This window comes from Citrobacter sp. RHBSTW-00524 (genome assembly GCF_013747755.1).
GTDB lineage: Bacteria > Pseudomonadota > Gammaproteobacteria > Enterobacterales > Enterobacteriaceae > Citrobacter > Citrobacter braakii.
Map to the genome: position 1 here is coordinate 2,075,497 of NZ_CP056421.1, position 14,382 is coordinate 2,089,878.

Sequence of the window (14,382 nt, forward strand, 5' to 3'; positions counted from 1 at the left end):
CTGGAGGAATAAACGGAGGGGACCGCGGAGCGGCAATTTTCCCGCCGGGAGCCGGGATTGTAAAGGGCGTGGCGGAGAACGCCCTTTACATGTTCACAGGAATCGGTGTTTCAGATAAACGATGCACATGAGGTGAACGGAACCCTTACCGTGAGATAGCATATTCATAACTTCTGCCAACACAGGTGATGCTTTCTGATACATAGGCGTTAACTGAATTGCATTAGCCTCAGGCGGCTTTTTTATGCGGATTTTAGTCGTAACCCACTAAAACAGATAATAAAAGCTATAATTAACGGATATCTGCTGCGGCGAAGGAAAGGAAAAAGATGCGTCGTGTAAAACTGCTTTGTTCACTCATTATGCTGCTCGTGAGTCAGAGCGCGCAGGCGGTGAGTTATCCGCTCCCGCCTGAAGGCAGTCGCCTGGTGGGGAGCCCTTTGACCATTACGGTACCTTCAGGAAACACTCAGCCGTTGGAAGCTTTTGCCGCGCAGTACGGACAGGGGTTGAGCAATATGCTGGAGGCCAATCCCGGCGTGGATGTTTTTCTGCCTAAGTCTGGCTCGACGCTGGTTGTGCCACAGCAACTGATATTACCGGATACTGTACGCGAGGGGATCGTAATCAACGTCGCAGAAATGCGCCTTTACTATTATCCCGCTGGCAGCAATACGGTTGAGGTTTTACCCATTGGCATTGGCCAGGCGGGTAGAGAAACGCCGCGTAACTGGGTGACGGCGGTAGAACGTAAGCAGGAAGCACCAAGCTGGACGCCTACGCCGAATACCCGGCGCGAATACGCAGCACGTGGGGAAAGCCTGCCTGCGTTTGTTCCTGCCGGGCCAGATAACCCGATGGGACTGTATGCGATTTATATCGGCAGGCTTTATGCCATTCATGGCACAAATGCGAATTTCGGTATTGGTCTGCGGGTAAGTCAGGGGTGTATCCGTTTGCGTAATGACGACATTAAATATCTGTTTGATACCGTACCGGTAGGGACGCGTGTGCAACTGATAGACCGACCGGTGAAATACAGCGTAGAGCCGGACGGTAGTCGCTGGGTGGAAGTGCATGAACCACTGTCACGAAACCGGTCGGAATACGAGTCTGACAGAAAAGTTCCCTTGCCAGTCACCCCCGCGCTGCGCACCTTCATCAGCGGGAATGACGTGGATGTGAGTCGCGGAAATCAGGCACTGGAAAGACGCTCCGGCATGCCGGTGAATATCAGTCTGATTCAGACCCATTACTAATTTTCAAGGCGCCCCTGTGACCTTTAGTCTGGGTGGGTCGCTTTTTTAATTTGATACTGCCCCATTTTTACCACGCCAATATGGTCTGCCATTAGCTGCGCCTCGTGTTCGCTGTGTGTAACCAGCAGTGCCGTTTGCCCGGCGGCACGCAAAATATCCCGCACCTCGTTGCCAAGACGCTCACGCGTGCGCTTATCAAGGCTGGAGAAAGGCTCATCGAGCAGCAGGATTTCCGGATGCGGCGCCAGCGCGCGCGCAAGAGCGATACGCTGCTGTTGACCGCCGGACAGTTCATGCGGATAACGGCTGGCATGACTGTGCAACTCCACCATTTTTAACAGCTCCGCCACCCGGACCTGCTGCTGCTCACGCGGCATACGTCGTAACCCAAAGGCCACGTTTTGTTGCGCGGTCAGGTGAGGGAATAACGCATATTCCTGAAAGACCATGCCGACATGCCGTTTTTCCGGCGGCAGATGAACACCGGAACCGGCAACGCGGCGCTGCGACACATAGATCTCTCCGCTTCGCAGCCGTTCAAATCCGGCAACTGCGCGTAACACGGTGGTTTTTCCGCAACCTGAAGCGCCCAGTAGACAGGCGATCTCTCCTTTACGTACCGACATTGAAAACCCGCTCAGCACCGATTGCTGGCTGTTGCCGTAGGCAACGTGCACATCCTGGAGTCGTAATGCAATTTCTGACATTGTTACTCTCTTAACCACGGCGAGTCATCTGGTGACGCACCAACAAAATAACCGGTAGCGTGCCAGCTAAAACAATCATTAGCGCGGCGATAGCACCTTCTTCATAGGTTCCACGGGCGGCTTCTGCATACAGCAACGTTGCCAGCGTTTCGAAGTTTACCGGGCGCAACAGCAACGTTGTTGGCAGTTCTTTCATGGCATCGGCAAAAACCAGCAGGGCGCTACTCACTAACGCCGGGCGCAGCAATGGGAAATGAACCCGTGCAAATGTGCCCGCACCATTCTCACCCAACAGACGAGAAGCCTGCTCCAGCGAAGGCGGAATGCGGCCCAGGCCGGAATCCAGTGCGCCGATAGCAATCGCCTGGAAACGCATGGCACAACAAATTACCAGCAGGATCCCCGCAGACATCAGCGGCAGGCCGCGAACATCCAGTAAATCTGCCAGCAAGCGGTCGACTGCCATGGCGGGGGTTAAAAAACCAATCGCCAGAATTGTACCAGGAACCGCGTAGCCTAAAGAAGCCAGACGCATTACACCACGGCGAAATCCTGGCATCGCGTTGTCTGCGGCGCTATGCCGCGCGCTCCAGGCCACCAACATACTGACGCAAACCACCACCAACGTGGTTCCCGCGGCCAGTGATAACGTATTTTGTAATGCAGACAGTAACGAGGAGGATATAGGGCTCTCGTCACCTATACGTTTGGCGCTTTCCCAGATTAAAAACAGCACCGGGGCCAGAAAGCCCAGCACAACTGGCAGCGAAATAACGACACCGAGTAGCCAGCCACGCCAGCCTTGCACGCGGGTGGGTTGAATTTCCCGCAGGCTACGGCTGCTGAATCCCTGTTTTCTGCGGCCATAAAATTCCAGCGTCAGAATAAAGAATATAAACATCAGCATCATGCAGGCGATTTGCGCTGCGGCAGATAAATCAGAGCGAGAGATCCATGTGGTGTATACGGTAACGGTTAACGTTTGTACCCCGAGAAATTCCGACGCGCCAATATCGTTAAGCGTCTCCAGCAGCGCCAGACTGATCCCGACGGCCAGTGCCGGGCGTGCCATGGGGAGTGCAACACGAAAAAAGGTCCCGGTTGCGCTGCAACCCAGCGTACGTGCAGCTTCCAACAGATGGGCCGGCTGGCTGATAAACATGGCGCGGGTTGTCAGGTACACGTAAGGATAAAGTACTAATCCGAGCAAGATTATTGCGCCGGAAAGGGAACGTAAATCGGGCAGGCGGAACTGTCGCGGGCTGTCAAAGCCCAGTAAGAAACGGATAAAGGTTTGCAGGGGGCCAATCGGATGCAGCAGATCGAGCCATGCAAAGGCAACGATGTAGGTCGGCATTGCCAGCGGCAACAGCAGCGCCCAACTGAGAATTTTTCGCCCAGGGAAATCCCATGCCGTTACCGCCCATGCGCTGCCTACGCCAATGACGCCAACCATTATCGCGACACCCGCTAGCAACAGCACGGTGTTTTTTAGCGCTGAAGGCAGTACATATGTCATAAGATTATCCCAGTGGGATAAATCAGCCTGGATAGCCTGCCAGATCAGCGCAACGATGGGGGTCAGGACGCCAAGCGCGACGCACAACGCGCCAAGATGCAACGGCGTTAATAATGACTGCGGCCCGGAAACCAGGCCGCGTAACGTCGGAAACTGCAGCGGTTTATTGATCGAATCCAACTTTATCTACCAGCAAACTAGCTTGTTTACGATACTTCACGATCTCGGTGAGCAGCGTTTTATCGACGTCGATTTCACCGATTGTGGCGCTAATGACCGGGTCAAGCGTTACGCCTTTCAGTACCGGATATTCGAAGTTCGCTTTCGCATACTGCTGCTGGGCAGGCGCGGAAACCAGATATTCCATCAGCTTAACGGCATCGGCTTTATTTGGCGCATAGCGGGCAACGGCAGCACCGCTGATGTTGACGTGCGTACCGCCATTTTCAAAGGTTGGTTTAACGACTTTAATGGCATCGCCCCACTGACGAGCATCGCTGCCTTCTTTGGCGTTTTTCATATGGCCGACATAATAGGAGTTGGCCAGACCAATATCACAAATTCCACCGAGGATATCGCGGGCAACATCGCGATCGCCGCCGGTGGCTTTACGCGCCAGGTTAGCCTTCACGCCGCGTAGCCATTCTTCAGTTTTAGCTTCACCATGATGGGCAATCATCGCGGCGATCAGCGCCGTGTTGTAGGGGTGCTGACCGGAACGAATACAAACTTTACCTTTGTATTCAGGGCTGGCGAGCTGTTCGTAATGCCAGTTATCGATTGGCAGCGACTTCTCGGCATACAGTACGCGGGCGCGCATAGAAAGCGCAAACCACTGATTATCCGCGCCGCGCAGATTCGCCGGAATGGCGGCTTTCAGCGCTTCTGACTCTACCGGCTGGGTGACGCCAGCTTCAACCAAATCGATGAGATTTCCGGCATCGACGGTCATCAGCAGGTCGGCAGGGGAGTTTTTGCCTTCAGCCTTAACACGCTCAAGCATACCGTCTTTGATATAGACCGTACTTACTTTGATACCGCTGGTTTTAGTCCAGCTATCAAGTAAAGGCTGGATCAGGCCCGGTTCACGGGTGGTGTAAAGCGTTAACGTTTCCTGAGCGAAAGCCGGCAGGCTGACAGAGAAGAGGAGGGCAGAGGCAAGCGTGATACGGCGCAATCCGGTGCGAGTCAGAGCATTCATCGTTTTTATCCCAGAGTAATTGGAACATACAGTGAACCGAGTCAGGGCTCGTTTTTTTGGTTCGCGTACAATAAATGATAATCACTAGCACTTACAATAATTGCAAAGTTTAAACGATTTACATTTACACAACTTTAATCAACGATGTGATGCGGCATGGAATGGGGAGTTATGGCAGACTGAGCGCTTATAGAGGCAGCTTTTACACAGACGTGAAAAGCAAAAAGCCCGCTTAAGTTTCCTTAAGCGAGCTTCTTAAATTTGGCTCCTCTGACTGGACTCGAACCAGTGACATACGGATTAACAGTCCGCCGTTCTACCGACTGAACTACAGAGGAATCGTGTGAACGAGGCGCATATTACTGACCTCATCATGAGGTGTCAACAGTAAAATTAGCGCGTCATTTCAATTGGTTAATTAATCTTCAAATTCAGTGTTAATGCGTGTTTGGTGAGCGATAATCGTCGTCTCCCCGGGTATCGCGTAACCTCTCCATGGGGTTCTGGCGATAAAACTGGATGAAACGTTGCCATAAGGCAGGAAAACGCGGAGCAAATAATTCAGGAGCACTGAAAAAATACTCGGATAGCACGGCAAAGCATTCAGCCGGATCGGTCGCTGCGTAGGCATCTATACTGCACGCAGTTTCACCAACCAGATCGATCTCATCCTGAATATTGTTCATTGCAGCATGCAGGTCGTGTTCCCAACCGGCTATATCGCGCAGGGGAATCGCCGGAATACCGCTGGCACGATCGCCATTACGCATATCAAGCTTGTGCGCCACTTCATGGATGATCAGATTAAAGCCGGAGGCATCAAAGGAATCCTGAATATCAAGCCAGTTGAGGATTATCGGGCCTTGTTGCCAACTCTGCCCGGACTGTACCACGCGTTGATTATGCACCAGCCCAATATCGTCTTCCCATTCATCGTCTACGACAAATGGGGCAGGGTAGATGAGAACTTCATGAAACCCGTCGAGCCACTCAATCCCCATTTCCAGAACAGGTAAACAGAATAGCAGAGCAATGCGCGCACTTTTTAGCGGGTCCAGCTCAAACCCCTGAAGAGCGACTACTCTTTTTTGTTGCAAAAAGCGCTCGGCCAGGGCAATAAGTCTGGCTTGTTCTTGCTCGGTGAGATTCACCAAAAGGGGAATAGCCAGGGCGTCGTCCCACGGCCAATCGTCACTCCGGGTTGCTTCTTGTTCTTTCCAGGGCCACTTAATCATCGTTTTGCTCGCAAACTCGTCACTTGAACGAAATTGACGGAACTGGGTCTGTTAAAATGCCAAATTACCTGGCATCATGGCAACCGCCAAAACGGAGAGATGCCAGAGCGGCTGAATGGACCGGTCTCGAAAACCGGAGTAGGGGTAACTCTACCGGGGGTTCAAATCCCCCTCTCTCCGCCACTATTCAAGCACTTGCACGCCTTGCTTTCAACGACAGTTCTCGTGGATGTCTTTTTCTTTGAGTATCCTCACAAGTTTATCGTTGTAATGCCCGTGTGGTAAAAAATACGCTTCGTTGAACAAAAAAAAGCCCGCAGCGCGGGCTTTTGAGTTTGTGGAGATTAGAACTGGTACACAATGCCCATGGCAAACTGATCGTCAACTGCGTTGCCCGTAATTGCGCCGTCTTCTTTATCCAGTAGGTTAAATTTATACGCTGTGTAGACGTTCATATTTTTATTGAAGTAGTACCAGGTGCCGAGCTCGACGTAATTCACGCGGTCAGCGTTAACACCGCCGGCCAGGTCTTTACCCTGCGAGTAAACGTAACCCAGGGATGGACGCAGACCAAAGTCGAACTGATATTGAACGACTGCTTCAACGTTTTGCGTTTTGTTTGCAAAAACCTGAGCGGTTCCGGTTCTGGTCATATTACGCGTTTCGCCATACATTGCTGCCGCATAAACGCTGTTGGCGTCATATTTTGCTGCCAGAGACCAGACTTCAGCGTTGCTGCCATAGCCATCGATGGATTGTTTATCAGTACGGTCGGATTTACCATACACCGCGACGAAACCAAAGCCATCTACGTTGTAGTCCACCGACATGCTGTAGCCGTCGCCATTTGCTTCAGTGACAGCGTCATCGTGATTCTTACCCTGGTACTGTAGCGCGAAATCAAGACCCTCAACCATGCCGAAGAAATCTGTGTTGCGGTAGGTCGCCACGCCGTTGGTACGACCGGTCATGAAATTATCCGTCGCAGCCCATGAATCGCCACCCCATTCAACCAGCATATCGGTGTAGGCTGCCGCATCGTAGGCTACGCCATAGTTACGACCATAATCAAATGAGCCGTAATCCGCATATTTCAGGCCCGCGAAGGCCAGACGGGTTTTTTGCCTCTGAGATCCTTCCGCATTGCTGGCGTCGAGGTTGTGTTCAAACTGACCAAAACCTGTCAACTCGTTGCTGATCTGGGTTTCACCTTTCACCCCAAAACGGGCGTAAGAGGTGTCAGCATTTTCACTGTTACTGCTATCCGTATTCGACCAGATGCGTTCGCCTACCATCTTGCCGTAAAAATCAATTTTATTGCCATTCTTATTATAAATTTCAGCCGCATTTGCTGCGCTTGCAGCGAATAAGGCAGGGAGAAGCAGTGCCAGTACTTTTCTTTTCATTATGTATTCCCTTTATATAATAATTAAAATGAATATGTAACACTATCTGAAAGACTACATTTAAATACTATCTATGAAGTTCATTTAATTTTAAATATAATATGTAACAAATGTATTTAAGATATTTCAAGATGTTTCATCGTTGCTTTTATATAATTAAAATTGCATGACATTTTAATTAATATTGTCCATATAAATGTATTTTTTATCATATGGTTATGATTTCTTTTATTCTACCTTGTTGAATGTATATTATTGATATTTGTTATTTATTTTGCATGCGGAATTATAATTGAACTGCTTGTTTTGAATAATGGGCTTATATATCCGTGAGGGTGATAATTATTAAGTGAATAATATGTATTGATGATAAAAAGCGTCGACGGTAGTCTGACATAAGAATTGTTGCTAAGGTGGTTTTCTTTCTGCGAAGAGCGAGAGTATGGAACTACAGTACTGGCAGTCGAAATTTGAAGCCTGGTTACGTGACAATCATTCCGGGCACGACGCTGCCCATGACATCTTTCATTTTCGTCGCGTCTGGATGACATCACAAAAGTTGAGCATGGATGTGACCGTAGACTGGCTGGTGGTGCTGGCGGCGTGCTACTTCCACGATCTCGTCAGTTTGCCGAAGAATCATCCCGATCGTCATCGTTCGTCGGTACTGGCAGCCCAGGAAACGCGTCGCGTTTTGAAGCGTGATTTCCCTGATTTCCCACAACAACGATTACCTGCCGTGTGCCATGCTATTGAGGCGCACAGTTTCAGCGCCAAAATCGTACCAGAAACCCTTGAAGCCAAAATCGTGCAGGATGCTGACCGGCTTGAGGCGTTGGGCGCAATTGGTTTAGCACGCGTATTTGCCGTGTCCGGCACGTTAGGTGTGGCGCTGTTTGATGCGGAAGATCCGTTTGCCCGACAGCGTAGCCTTGATGATAAACAGTACGCACTCGATCACTTCCAGACTAAATTGTTGACGCTGCCGCTGACGATGCAAACTGAACACGGTCGGCATTTGGCGCAACATAATGCTGACTTCTTACTGACGTACATGGCGAAGCTGAGTGCGGAGTTAAAAGGAGAATATGAAATGCTGGATCTTGACGCGATTCAACCCTTTAAGTTGCGTTAGTCGCCAGTACAGCCGCAACGTCAACCGCGCTAAATTATGTTAACCTGTCAGCTATCCATTTCGGCCGGTTAAATGTATGCAGGATAATTTTTCAGTAGCAGGTTCCATGAACCCGATGACAGATGATAACGAGGCCGCCGCACAGGTGATTTTGGCTAAGTTGCTTGAAATATATGACGTGAAAACGCTGGTTGCTCATCTGAATGGTGTTGGCGAGAACCGCTGGAGTCCGGCCATCTTCAAGCGAGTGGTTGCCAATGAAACGTGGCATCGCCTCAGCGACGGTGAGTTGGCTCATCTGAACGACTTGCTGCCGAGGCCGCCTGCGCATCATCCACATTATGCTTTTCGCTTTATCGATCTTTTTGCCGGTATTGGCGGCATTCGTCGCGGCTTTGAGGCGATTGGCGGGCAGTGCGTGTTTACCAGTGAGTGGAACAAGCATGCGGTGCGCACCTACAAAGCGAATCACTACTGTGATCCTCACCAGCACCATTTTAATGAAGATATTCGCGATATCACCCTCAGTCATCATGATGGGGTGAGCGACCTGCAGGCGGCGGAACATATCCGCCAGCATGTTCCGCAGCATGACGTGCTGCTGGCGGGATTTCCTTGTCAGCCATTCTCTCTGGCCGGTGTATCAAAGAAAAACGCGTTAGGGCGGGCTCATGGCTTCGCCTGCGATACGCAAGGCACACTTTTTTTTGACGTGGTGCGCATCATCGATGCGCGTCGGCCGGCAATATTTGTGCTCGAAAACGTCAAAAACCTGAAGAGTCACGATCAGGGGAAAACGTTCCGCATCATTATGCAAACGCTGGATGAGCTGGGTTATGACGTGGCTGATGCACACGATAACGGGCCGGACGATCCGAAAATTATCGATGGGCAACATTTTTTGCCCCAGCATCGCGAACGTATTGTGCTCGTCGGCTTTCGCCGCGATCTGAATCTGAAATCAGACTTCACGCTGCGCGATATTGTCTCCCGCTATCCTCAGCGGCGTACGACGCTGGCGGAGCTACTTGAGCCGACCGTCGATGCAAAATATGTGCTCACGCCGGTGCTGTGGAAATATCTGTATCGTTATGCGAAAAAGCATCAGGCACGGGGCAATGGATTTGGCTATGGCATGGTGTATCCCGGCAATCCCGATTGCGTAACGCGCACATTATCGGCGCGTTACTATAAAGATGGGGCGGAGATCTTGATCGACCGCGGTTGGGATATGGCGCTGGGTGAAAAGGATTTTGATGATCCGCACAATCAACGATACCGTCCGCGCAGGCTGACGCCCAGAGAGTGCGCGCGCCTGATGGGATTTGAATCACCTCAGGGCTATCAGTTCAGGATCCCGGTGTCGGACACACAGGCTTATCGCCAGTTTGGTAATTCGGTGGTCGTCCCGGCATTTGCGGCGGTAGCCAGACTGCTGGAGCCAAAAATCAAACAGGCGGTTGCTATTCGCGAGAAAGAGAAACTGCATGGCAGACGTTCACGATAAAGCGACGCGCAGTAAAAATATGCGGGCGATAGCAACCCGCGATACCGCAATTGAAAAACGCCTTGCCAGCGTACTGACAGAGCAGGGGGTAACGTTTCGTGTGCAGGATGCGACGTTACCTGGTCGTCCCGATTTCGTGGTGGATGATTATCGTTGTGTGATTTTTACCCACGGCTGTTTCTGGCATCATCACAACTGCTATCTATTCAAAGTCCCCGCCACACGAACAGCGTTCTGGCTGGAAAAAATAGGCAAAAATGTTCAGCGTGACGCGCGGGATTGTGAAAAATTGCAGGCTCTGGGCTGGCGCGTACTGATTGTCTGGGAGTGCGCCCTGCGTGGGCGCGAAAAGCTGGGGGATGACGCGTTGTCCGAACGCGTCATCGAGTGGATCTGCGGCGGTGGCGCAAGTGCGCAGATCGACACCCTCGGTATCCATTTACTGTAACGTCTTTTCCGACGGGGTCGCAACGGCGTCCGCTTTAATGGGAAATAAGTATTTACCGAGTGTGACCAGTACCACCGCAAATACAATCACGCCAAGCGCCAGCCATTCGATGGGCGCCAGACTTTCTCCTCCCAGGCCGGTACCTAACAGTACGGCGACAACCGGATTAACGTAGGCATAGCTAGTGGCTAATGCCGGGCTGACGTTGCGGATCAAGTACATATACGCGTTGATGGCAATAATAGAACCAAACACGGCCAGATAGGCGACCGCCATAAAGCCTGAAAACGTCGGCATAGTGGTCAACTTTTCCCCGGAAATCAGCGAGGCGCACATCAGCACAATACCGGCGGCTAACATTTCAATGGCTCCGGCCATCATGCCAACGGGTAACGTTATGCGCGAGCCGTACACTGAGCCAAACGCCCAGCTTATCGAACCTATCAGGATTAAAATTGCTCCCCATGGATTACCGCTCAAATTACCACCGCTGTTCAGCATGATGATCCCCGCGAGTCCAATTGCGATCCCCATCCATTCAAGTTTGCGCGTTTTGATGCCAAAAAAGTGGCTAAAACACAGCGTAAACAGCGGAACGGTGGCGACCACTACGGCGGCAATACCGGAAGGCACGTTTTGATGTTCTGCGACGGTGACCAGTCCGTTACCGACAGCCAGCAGCAGGATACCAATTAACGCGGCGTTCAGGAGCACGCGCAGAGGCGGCAGCTTATGTCCGCGGATAAGTAAGAATGCTGTTAATAAAATCCCCGCAGAGAGAAAACGAACGCCAGCCATCATCAACGGCGGCCAGCTTTCAACGCCAATGCGAATAACGAAGTACGTGGAACCCCAAATGATGTACAGCGCGAAAAGCGCACTGAAAAGCGGTAGCAATTGCCTGAAACGCATAATCCCTCACGGTGGAAATAAAAAGGTGCAACATAGTAAACGTCAAAACTATCTTGCTGGCGAGATTTATAATTACGTGCCGATGTTAAAAATTTGTTGACCAGAAAGGTCAGTTTCAGCATTGCGTGTTTTACTTCATACTTATGACTGCAAAAAAATAATATTGAGGGTAAAAATTTTGGCAGGAAGTAGCTTATTGACCTTACTCGATGATATCGCCACTTTGCTGGATGATATCTCTGTCATGGGAAAACTGGCCGCGAAAAAAACCGCGGGTGTGCTGGGCGATGATCTGTCGCTTAACGCGCAGCAGGTGTCGGGTGTGCGGGCGAACCGCGAACTCCCGGTGGTCTGGAGCGTAGCGAAAGGATCGTTTGTTAACAAAGTTATCCTTGTGCCGTTGGCGCTATTGATAAGCGCCTTCATTCCCTGGGCGATCACCCCCTTATTAATGGTAGGCGGGGCGTTCCTCTGTTTTGAAGGTGTAGAAAAAGTTCTCCATACCCTGGAAGCGCGTAAGCACAAAGAAACCCCGGAAGAGCGTCAGCAGCGTCTGACATCTTTGGCAGCGCAAGATCCACTCACCTTTGAGAAAGACAAAATTAAAGGGGCGATACGTACCGACTTTATTTTATCTGCTGAGATTGTCGCGATTACGCTGGGGATCGTAGCGGATGCGCCATTGTTGAATCAGGTGTTGGTGTTATCTGGCATCGCGTTAGTGGTGACCGTGGGGGTCTACGGCCTGGTCGGGATTATCGTTAAGCTCGATGATATCGGATACTGGTTGGCAGAAAAGCGCAGTACGCTGGCCCAGTCGCTGGGTAAAGGGTTGCTGGTTGTTGCCCCCTGGCTTATGAAAACACTTTCCGTGGTCGGCACGCTGGCGATGTTTTTGGTTGGCGGCGGAATTGTGGTGCACGGAATAACACCGCTGCATCATGCGATTGAACATTTTGCCCAACAGCAAAGTGCATTGATTGCGCTGATGCTTCCGACCCTGCTGAATCTGGTGCTCGGTTTTATCATCGGCGCAATAGTGGTGCTGCTGGTGAAAGCCGTCGCCAGAGTGCGCGGACTTTCGCACTAATTGTCGCAGGGTTGATTACGCAAAACCCTTCTTTGTCGTCTAAGGTGTAAAGGTTTCTCTTGATACAGGAGGCAGGTATGGTCTTTTCTGTCAGTGAGGAAGTCACCTCCAAAGAGGGTGGCCCACGCATGATCGTTACCGGGTATGCCAGCGGAATGGTGGAGTGTCGCTGGTACGACGGCTTTGGCGTCAAACGGGAAGCATTCCGTGAAGATGAACTGGTGCCGGGCGAGCGAAGAAAGCTCTGCCAGGATGCCTGAACACCTGGGGTGCGCGTAACCGGGTGATCTTTCAATCATTAGTTATATTTATCATTTTAGTGAGAATTATTTACTTGTCAGGCAAAAAAATTGCAGATAAGGTTTGTTTCACATCAGATTTCCTGGTGTAACGAATTTTCAAGTGCTTCTTGCATAAGCAAGCTTGATCCCGACCCGATAAGGGCCGGGATTTTTTTCGCCCTCAGTCAGCGATTGATCTCCGACACGCTAAAATCATGGATATCAAGCTCGAACGCGTCGGCCAGTTCATGCCACGTGTGGTAATCACGTCCGTCGACGCTGACGCGTTCAGGGTCATCCTGACTGCGATGAATTTCACTCTCGCAGATTTCGTTGATTGCCTTCAGTAGCGCGTCCACATCGACGCTGACTTCACGTTTGGCCGTATCGCTGTACTCTTTCGCGGTTTTCATCCTCATACCTCTCAACCGTTAAGGATACCGGGGGAGCGCATCCAAACATCAGATACGCACAACTTAAGTATAGACCGTCGATAAAACCCGCAATCGCGCGAGGCGGGCGCTGCCAGAAAAAGGAAATTGTTCTACACTGGCACAAAGCCACAGGAGGAAAACTATGAAGGTGAATGATCGGGTCACAGTCAAAACGGACGGCGGTCCTCGTCGACCGGGCGTGGTACTGGCTATCGAAGAGTTTAGTGAAGGCACCATGTACCTGGTTTCGCTGGAAGACTACCCGCTCGGTATCTGGTTCTTTAATGAGTCAGGTCATCAGGATGGTATCTTCGTGGAAAAAGTAGAATAAGGTGAGTTTTGCTGCATGATCCTGACTGGTGGATTCGCCACCAGTCAGAACGTGTTAGCGCGTATTCACAAAGATACCATTGGTAACGTTATCGGTGAGTCTCACAACGTGATAGATAACTTGCTTATTATGCGTCTTTATCTTTCGTTTTATATTCCCCTTATGGGATGACACGGTCTTGGCCTTGATATTCATTTGGTCGGATATCTGTATTGTGCCCTGACCCTCCATCCACATGCGTAGCATGCTGGACTCGGTACGGCTCAATGATAATGTCGGTAGATTCACATCAATGACAAAATCTACTTCTTTTTTCAGAATATCGCCAAGGAGTTCATCCAGTGAATCTGGTTTAATCGACTTAGAACTAATCAATAAATTTTTTCTGACTAATAGATACTCATCAAAATGCACGTTGGCAATTGCCATAAACACAATAAATAATGTGCCGGGATGCTGATTAATGATTTGCTTTATTTGCTGGCTATTAGCAGGATCGTGGATAAAGCAGTCCTCATTAATAAACACCACAGCGGGCTGTTGAGAGACACAGGCGAGACTGAGCTCCTCAACGTTGGAAATGTTGTTGATTTCCCTTTTCTTCACCCCCCGACTTACCAGATATCCGGTCAACCCTAGCCGGGTGTAACTGCACAAATCCATAATAATCGTTGACATGGCATACCCTCACTCAATGCGTAACGATAATTCCCCTTACCTGATTATTTTCATCACAACTAAACGGAATAATAACGACCCAAGATGACGCTTTCGCTGTTTTTCAGGCGAAATTACTATCCCGTAAAGTTGCGTATAATTTGCCAGGAAACATCTTAAAGTAAAGTAAATGTTGCGTTATGTGAGTGAGTCAATAATAAATAAACCGCGACAGAGATATCCTGGTGGATGTTGTCGCT

The 14,382-nt window shown here is 50.4% G+C and carries 15 protein-coding genes and 2 tRNA genes; 8 read left to right on the top strand and 9 right to left on the bottom strand.

Annotated elements, in window-relative coordinates; all coding sequences use genetic code 11:
* Positions 1 to 329: 329 nt before the first annotated feature.
* Positions 330 to 1,259, top strand: a complete 930-nt coding sequence (gene ldtA, locus HV229_RS09890; protein WP_053390209.1) for a L,D-transpeptidase — start codon at positions 330 to 332, stop codon at positions 1,257 to 1,259.
* 23 nt (positions 1,260 to 1,282) lie between these two features.
* On the opposite strand, the gene HV229_RS09895 is transcribed toward ldtA, so the two are convergent.
* The 5 genes from HV229_RS09895 to mtfA form a co-directional block, all read right to left on the bottom strand.
* Positions 1,283 to 1,966, bottom strand: a complete 684-nt coding sequence (locus HV229_RS09895; RefSeq protein ID WP_131346268.1) for an ABC transporter ATP-binding protein — start codon at positions 1,964 to 1,966, stop codon at positions 1,283 to 1,285.
* A 10-nt stretch (positions 1,967 to 1,976) separates the two neighbouring features.
* Complete coding sequence (locus tag HV229_RS09900; RefSeq protein WP_181547448.1) at positions 1,977 to 3,665, bottom strand: iron ABC transporter permease; 1,689 nt, start codon at positions 3,663 to 3,665, stop codon at positions 1,977 to 1,979.
* A complete protein-coding gene (locus HV229_RS09905; protein ID WP_181547450.1) occupies positions 3,649 to 4,686 on the bottom strand; it encodes an extracellular solute-binding protein in 1,038 nt (345 codons plus the stop codon). Before HV229_RS09905 ends, HV229_RS09900 begins: the two co-directional genes overlap by 17 nt.
* 262 nt (positions 4,687 to 4,948) lie before the next feature.
* A tRNA-Asn gene (locus HV229_RS09910) sits at positions 4,949 to 5,024 on the bottom strand.
* Positions 5,025 to 5,123: 99 nt separating this feature from the next.
* Positions 5,124 to 5,921, bottom strand: coding sequence for a DgsA anti-repressor MtfA (gene mtfA, locus HV229_RS09915; protein ID WP_046275704.1), 798 nt, complete (start codon positions 5,919 to 5,921; stop codon positions 5,124 to 5,126).
* Positions 5,922 to 6,014: 93 nt separating this feature from the next.
* Between mtfA and HV229_RS09920 the strand changes: the two genes are divergently transcribed.
* Positions 6,015 to 6,104 (top strand) — tRNA-Ser (locus HV229_RS09920).
* A gap of 161 nt (positions 6,105 to 6,265) precedes the next feature.
* Here the strand turns inward: HV229_RS09920 and HV229_RS09925 are convergent.
* Entirely contained in the window at positions 6,266 to 7,327 is a 1,062-nt protein-coding gene (locus tag HV229_RS09925) for a porin (protein WP_181547452.1), read from the bottom strand.
* Positions 7,328 to 7,769: 442 nt separating this feature from the next.
* Here HV229_RS09925 and HV229_RS09930 point away from each other — a divergent pair, with 442 nt between their 5' ends.
* The 3 genes from HV229_RS09930 (at position 7,770) to HV229_RS09940 (ending at position 10,417) form a co-directional block, all read left to right on the top strand.
* Positions 7,770 to 8,462, top strand: a complete 693-nt coding sequence (locus tag HV229_RS09930; RefSeq protein WP_049041212.1) for a phosphohydrolase — start codon at positions 7,770 to 7,772, stop codon at positions 8,460 to 8,462.
* Positions 8,463 to 8,538: 76 nt separating this feature from the next.
* Positions 8,539 to 9,969, top strand: coding sequence for a DNA cytosine methyltransferase (locus HV229_RS09935; RefSeq protein WP_049282106.1), 1,431 nt, complete (start codon positions 8,539 to 8,541; stop codon positions 9,967 to 9,969).
* Positions 9,950 to 10,417 carry a very short patch repair endonuclease gene (locus tag HV229_RS09940; protein ID WP_049269529.1) on the top strand — a complete coding sequence of 156 codons (468 nt, stop codon included), beginning with the start codon at positions 9,950 to 9,952 and terminating at the stop codon, positions 10,415 to 10,417. Before HV229_RS09935 ends, HV229_RS09940 begins: the two co-directional genes overlap by 20 nt.
* Here the strand turns inward: HV229_RS09940 and yedA are convergent.
* On the bottom strand, positions 10,409 to 11,329 hold the full coding sequence (gene yedA / locus HV229_RS09945; RefSeq protein ID WP_016156848.1) for a drug/metabolite exporter YedA: 921 nt from the start codon (positions 11,327 to 11,329) through the stop codon (positions 10,409 to 10,411). The two genes, HV229_RS09940 and yedA, sit on opposite strands and share 9 nt — an antisense overlap.
* Before the next feature lie 178 nt (positions 11,330 to 11,507).
* On the opposite strand from yedA, the gene HV229_RS09950 reads away from it, so the two are divergent.
* Together HV229_RS09950 and HV229_RS09955 are read left to right on the top strand one after the other, a co-directional pair.
* Entirely contained in the window at positions 11,508 to 12,419 is a 912-nt protein-coding gene (locus HV229_RS09950) for a DUF808 domain-containing protein (protein WP_181547454.1), read from the top strand.
* A 77-nt stretch (positions 12,420 to 12,496) separates the two neighbouring features.
* The gene (locus tag HV229_RS09955) at positions 12,497 to 12,679 is read left to right on the top strand and encodes a DUF2158 domain-containing protein (RefSeq protein WP_016153498.1); all 183 of its coding nucleotides are present in this window, start codon (positions 12,497 to 12,499) and stop codon (positions 12,677 to 12,679) included.
* Positions 12,680 to 12,885: 206 nt separating this feature from the next.
* Here the strand turns inward: HV229_RS09955 and yodD are convergent, their stop codons facing one another.
* Positions 12,886 to 13,113 (bottom strand): YodD family peroxide/acid resistance protein, encoded by a 228-nt coding sequence (gene yodD, locus HV229_RS09960; protein ID WP_003030417.1) that lies wholly within the window; start codon positions 13,111 to 13,113, stop codon positions 12,886 to 12,888.
* 163 nt (positions 13,114 to 13,276) lie between these two features.
* On the opposite strand from yodD, the gene dsrB reads away from it, so the two are divergent.
* Positions 13,277 to 13,465: a protein DsrB gene (gene dsrB / locus HV229_RS09965; protein ID WP_003030419.1), complete on the top strand. Its 189-nt coding sequence runs from the start codon at positions 13,277 to 13,279 to the stop codon at positions 13,463 to 13,465.
* Positions 13,466 to 13,519: 54 nt separating this feature from the next.
* On the opposite strand, the gene rcsA is transcribed toward dsrB, so the two are convergent.
* Entirely contained in the window at positions 13,520 to 14,143 is a 624-nt protein-coding gene (gene rcsA, locus HV229_RS09970) for a transcriptional regulator RcsA (RefSeq protein ID WP_016153497.1), read from the bottom strand.
* Between the last annotated feature and the right edge of the window lie 239 nt (positions 14,144 to 14,382).

Coding starts and splice junctions, on each gene's coding strand:
- ldtA (WP_053390209.1), top strand. CDS start 330: ATGCGTCGTGTAAAACTGCTTTGTTCACTCATTATGCTGCTCGTGAGT.
- HV229_RS09895 (WP_131346268.1), bottom strand. CDS start 1,966: ATGTCAGAAATTGCATTACGACTCCAGGATGTGCACGTTGCCTACGGC.
- HV229_RS09905 (WP_181547450.1), bottom strand. CDS start 4,686: ATGAATGCTCTGACTCGCACCGGATTGCGCCGTATCACGCTTGCCTCT.
- mtfA (WP_046275704.1), bottom strand. CDS start 5,921: ATGATTAAGTGGCCCTGGAAAGAACAAGAAGCAACCCGGAGTGACGAT.
- HV229_RS09925 (WP_181547452.1), bottom strand. CDS start 7,327: ATGAAAAGAAAAGTACTGGCACTGCTTCTCCCTGCCTTATTCGCTGCA.
- HV229_RS09930 (WP_049041212.1), top strand. CDS start 7,770: ATGGAACTACAGTACTGGCAGTCGAAATTTGAAGCCTGGTTACGTGAC.
- HV229_RS09935 (WP_049282106.1), top strand. CDS start 8,539: ATGCAGGATAATTTTTCAGTAGCAGGTTCCATGAACCCGATGACAGAT.
- HV229_RS09940 (WP_049269529.1), top strand. CDS start 9,950: ATGGCAGACGTTCACGATAAAGCGACGCGCAGTAAAAATATGCGGGCG.
- yedA (WP_016156848.1), bottom strand. CDS start 11,329: ATGCGTTTCAGGCAATTGCTACCGCTTTTCAGTGCGCTTTTCGCGCTG.
- HV229_RS09955 (WP_016153498.1), top strand. CDS start 12,497: ATGGTCTTTTCTGTCAGTGAGGAAGTCACCTCCAAAGAGGGTGGCCCA.
- yodD (WP_003030417.1), bottom strand. CDS start 13,113: ATGAAAACCGCGAAAGAGTACAGCGATACGGCCAAACGTGAAGTCAGC.
- dsrB (WP_003030419.1), top strand. CDS start 13,277: ATGAAGGTGAATGATCGGGTCACAGTCAAAACGGACGGCGGTCCTCGT.
- rcsA (WP_016153497.1), bottom strand. CDS start 14,143: ATGTCAACGATTATTATGGATTTGTGCAGTTACACCCGGCTAGGGTTG.